This window comes from uncultured Campylobacter sp., from assembly GCF_938045775.1.
In the GTDB taxonomy this organism is placed as follows: domain Bacteria; phylum Campylobacterota; class Campylobacteria; order Campylobacterales; family Campylobacteraceae; genus Campylobacter_B.
The window spans coordinates 1-3933 of the sequence record NZ_CALIBH010000077.1 but is presented as its reverse complement, the minus strand read 5'-3'; the positions used below and the strand labels follow the sequence as shown (position 1 = coordinate 3933).

The window sequence follows — 3933 nt, the reverse complement described above, 5'->3', positions numbered from 1 at the left end:
AGAGCGCGCGCGGATATTATAATTTCGGCATGGGCGCAAACGGCGATGAGGCGCACGGGCTGGGCATTTTAGCAGGCCATCTAAAGACGGATGAGATCGATAAAATCATCCTCGTAACGCAGACTTTCATGGGGATGCTCTCGAAATTCGTGGGCTTTTACGACAAAGCGGGCGAGAATATCTTTAAAATTTACGTCTCGCATGATGAGAAAGGACAGCTTCTAGCCGAGCAAGACGCGAAATTTGAGGCGCTAAAAGCCGCGATTTAGCGCCTCGCTTAAAATCGTCCTTGCCCCCGCTGCCTGCGCATAGCCTGCTTGAGCTTTAAAGCTCTACGGGGCGCCAACCAAGGCGCTTTAAGCTAGCCAATAAGCTTTCGGGCAAAATTTTAAATTATCGTTGATGATGAAATTCCAAACTCACCTCGTCGCTATTTCGTGTCTTAATGGCGTTTGGAATTTCACTAGCCCGGGCTAGCGTCTGCCTTATCTGAAGCGGGATTTTGCCGCTTCAGATAGCTATTCTTTTCAAATTTACTTTCAACAATCTACTACTAAATTTTCAAAAACTAGGTCTATATTATCTTTGTACTGCTTATCGTCAAATTCTAAATTATTATTCGTAATTTTCCGCCCGGTAATATCTCCAAGCTCCATAAGATACTGCTTGAACTTTTCTAAAAATTTATCTGTATTTGCCCTTTTATCGGAGCCCCACTCATCTGAGCTAAAATGAATATACGCGATAATTTTTTTGCTTTTAAGATAATATTTCGGCTGGTAAATTCCCGATTTCGGAAAATATCTCGACACTTCCCCGCTCAAACAAAGGCAAATATCGATCTTTTGCAGCGAGTGCATTTCAAAATCGCTAAAAACACTTTTAACCTCTTGCTTTACCGCTCTTATAATATCCGGCATATAGATCGGCACATCATCCGCCCCGCCGATAACGGCATTTATGTTAAATTTCACACGGCACCTCGTCCTTAAATTATAAAGTGATATTGTTCAAAATTTTGGCTCATTATATCATCTTCATAATATTTATTGAGCGTCGGGGTTACCCGGGGTTTTAAATCGGTTATATTTTTATCAAAATAGACCCGAATGAAGATTAAATTTTATAAAATCTACCATTTTAATTTCATATCTCAAAAACTTTCCGCCGCTACGTAAGGAGCGTCAAATTTTAAAATTGAAATTTTATACGTTAAGCTTAAAGCTTATAAAACTCCGATATTTAGGGCAATGCAGACTCGAATTTTTATCTTTTATTGCTATAATTCCCTCATAAATTTAAATCTTAAGATTAAAAAGTATTCTTAAGAATTTTATAAGACGGAGGAGATCTTGAATAGATTGATTTTGAAGATTTATGCGTGGCAAAATACTGCCACGCCGTGGTTTTGGCTCTTTGTGATAAGCGCAGGATATCTTGCGGCATCATATTTTTTCTTTCAGCGCTGCCTTTTTATGTCGCCTACGCAGATGGGCGCCCTCGTGCGTCTGGGCTTTGCCGTAGCGGGCGTAGGCGCGCTCATCGGCTTGCTGCTGCCGTTTGGCTTCATAGCAAGGCTCATTGCTTACCTGCTCGGCTTTGCGGGCGCGATATACGGCTATTTACAAAGCTCCGCGCCGCACCCCGCCGCAGATACGGCAAATTGCCTCTCAGCACCCGCTTTCCCTTTTGCGGCGCCGCTTGATAGCCTGCTGCCGGAGCTATTTCGTCCCGCAAGCTGCACGGGTACCCCGTCCTTTCCCGCAGGCACCGCGCTTAGCGACGTGCAGAGCTTTTTTAGCGGATTTTACGGCGAGGGATTTTATCTGGTGCCGAGCATTAAATTTGCAGATGCGGCGCAGTGCGCGCAGGTAGCGTTTGCGGCATTCGCGGCGATTTTGGCCGTGATGTTTGCGAGCTTTTTATACGGCAGATTTACGAGAAGTTTTTAAAATTTTAAGAAAGGATAAGCATGAAGTTTTTAAATTCTATTGCGGCTGCGGCGGCTCTTGCGGCTGTGATCGCAAGCTGTGCAAACGCCGAGGTTAAGGCGGGCGAGACGCTTTACGGCACGGTGCTAAAGCAGGTAAGCGTAAGCGGCGATTTGTCGCACAAGGACGGCAGGCTGCTGCCTACGAATGCCATAGAGGTCTTGGAGGTCAAGGACGGAGCGGTGAAATTTTCGCTTACCGGCTATCAAAATCCAAAGGCGCCCAACGTTATTTATTTCACGCCTAAAGCGCGCATAATCGCGGTGGCGTTTTCGAAGCAGGCTAAATTTCAAAGCGAGAGCTTGGGCGAAGAGGACGGCTTTAATAAAGTTAAAATAATCGCCTACACCGATGAGGGCGCGCTAAGCGGCGACGTGGATAAAATTTTCGCGGGCGCGAAGGAGAAATTTGAGGCCTCGTGTAGCGTCTGTCACGCTCTGCATCAGCCTGCTAGCTACGAAGCAAACAGATGGCCGGGCTACATCAAATCGATGCTTTCGCGCACGCCTATTAGCAAGGATGAGAGCTGGACAGTGGTGCAGTATCTGCAAAAGCACTCCAAGGACGTAAATTTAAAGGATATGAAATGAAAAGACGAAATTTTTTAAAGCTCGGCGCGGCGGTTTCGGCGCTTCCGCTCATTCCAAGCTCGATGCTCGCGGCGGACAAACTCACCGCGCTTAAGAAAAACGGCGAAATTTTAACCGCGGCGCGATGGGGAATTTTAAAAGCGAGCGTCAAAAACGGCAAGATCGTAAAATCCGCGCCGTGGAAGATCACCTCTAAAATTCCAAATACGCTTCAAAATACGATGGCGGATCTCGTTTATAACACGCGCATCAAGGCGCCGATGGTGCGAAAATCATATCTCGCCGATCCCGATAATCCCAAGCCGGAGCTTCGCGGACTTGACGAATGGGTCGAGGTAAAATATGAAGACGCGATCAAACTCGTCGCGCGCGAGCTTAAAAAGACGCGCGAGCAAAAGGGCGCAAGCTCAGTGTTTGCGGGCAGCTACGGCTGGCAGAGCACGGGCAACGTGCATGTCTCAAGGACGCTGCTTCATAGATTTATGAACTTAACCGGCGGCTTTACGGGCGTCACGGGCGATTACTCTACGGGCGCGGCTCAGGTCATCATGCCGTACGTAACGGGCTCAAATCAGGTCTATGAACAGCAAACCTCGTGGCCCGTGGTACTTGAAAATTCCAAAGTAGTGGTCTTTTGGGGTCTAAATCCGATCTCTACGCTTCGCGTGGCGTGGACGAGCTCGGACGAGCAGGGATTTAAGTATTTTGAGCAGCTAAAAAACAGCGACAAAGAGATCATCATCATCGATCCGATCAAAACCGTAAGCGGCAAGTATTTCGAGGGTAAGGCGCGATGGATCACACCTCGCCCTAACACCGACGTAGCGATGATGCTAGGCATGGCGCAGCACCTCTACTCGCAGGGCAAGTACGATAAGGAATTTTTACAAAACTACACCGTGGGCTTTGAAAAATTCGTGCCGTACCTCACGGGGCAGAGCGACGGCGTGGCTAAGACGCCCGAGTGGGCTAGTGAAATTTGCGGCATTAGCGCGGATGTGATCAAAGAGCTTGCGATAAAATTTTACGAAAACCGCACGATGATAATGGCGGGTTGGGGTATCCAGCGCGCTCATCACGGCGAGCAGGCGCACTGGATGATCGTAACTCTATGCGCGATGCTAGGACAGATCGGACTTGCAGGAGGAGGCTTCGGCTTTAGCTACCACTATGCTAACGGTGGCGCGCCTACCTGCGCGGGCCGCGTGATCGGCGGAATGAACGCGGCTAGCGTCGGCGTCGTTAAGGACGGCAAATTTTTAGGGCTTGCGCAGGATCAGAAGCAAGGCGGCGAAGCAGCCCAAGCGTGGCTGGTAAATACGGCGAAGGTTGCCTTCCCTCTAGCTCGTATC

General features: G+C 48.3%; 5 protein-coding genes. 4 read left to right on the top strand and 1 reads right to left on the bottom strand.

All coding sequences use genetic code 11. The features are described from left to right. Positions 1–269 (top strand): ChuX/HutX family heme-like substrate-binding protein (locus Q0238_RS02855; RefSeq protein ID WP_297942752.1); only part of this gene is annotated, 269 nt, incomplete at its 5' end. A 270-nt stretch (positions 270–539) separates the two neighbouring features. On the opposite strand, the gene Q0238_RS02850 is transcribed toward Q0238_RS02855, so the two are convergent. Next, a complete protein-coding gene (locus Q0238_RS02850) occupies positions 540–974 on the bottom strand; it encodes an Imm12 family immunity protein (RefSeq protein ID WP_297942750.1) in 435 nt (144 codons plus the stop codon). 378 nt (positions 975–1352) lie between these two features. On the opposite strand from Q0238_RS02850, the gene Q0238_RS02845 reads away from it, so the two are divergent. From Q0238_RS02845 to Q0238_RS02835, 3 genes are all read left to right on the top strand, one after another. Continuing rightward, positions 1353–1952 (top strand): disulfide bond formation protein B, encoded by a 600-nt coding sequence (locus Q0238_RS02845; protein ID WP_297942748.1) that lies wholly within the window; start codon positions 1353–1355, stop codon positions 1950–1952. Between the two features lie 20 nt (positions 1953–1972). Further along, positions 1973–2581, top strand: a complete 609-nt coding sequence (locus tag Q0238_RS02840; RefSeq protein ID WP_297942746.1) for a cytochrome C — start codon at positions 1973–1975, stop codon at positions 2579–2581. Then, positions 2578–3933 (top strand): molybdopterin-dependent oxidoreductase (locus tag Q0238_RS02835; protein ID WP_297942744.1); only part of this gene is annotated, 1356 nt, incomplete at its 3' end. The genes Q0238_RS02840 and Q0238_RS02835, both read left to right, overlap by 4 nt.

Excerpts from the sequence above, each read along its gene's own strand:
- Q0238_RS02840 (WP_297942746.1), top strand. The coding sequence starts at position 1,973 with ATGAAGTTTTTAAATTCTATTGCGGCTGCGGCGGCTCTTGCGGCTGTG.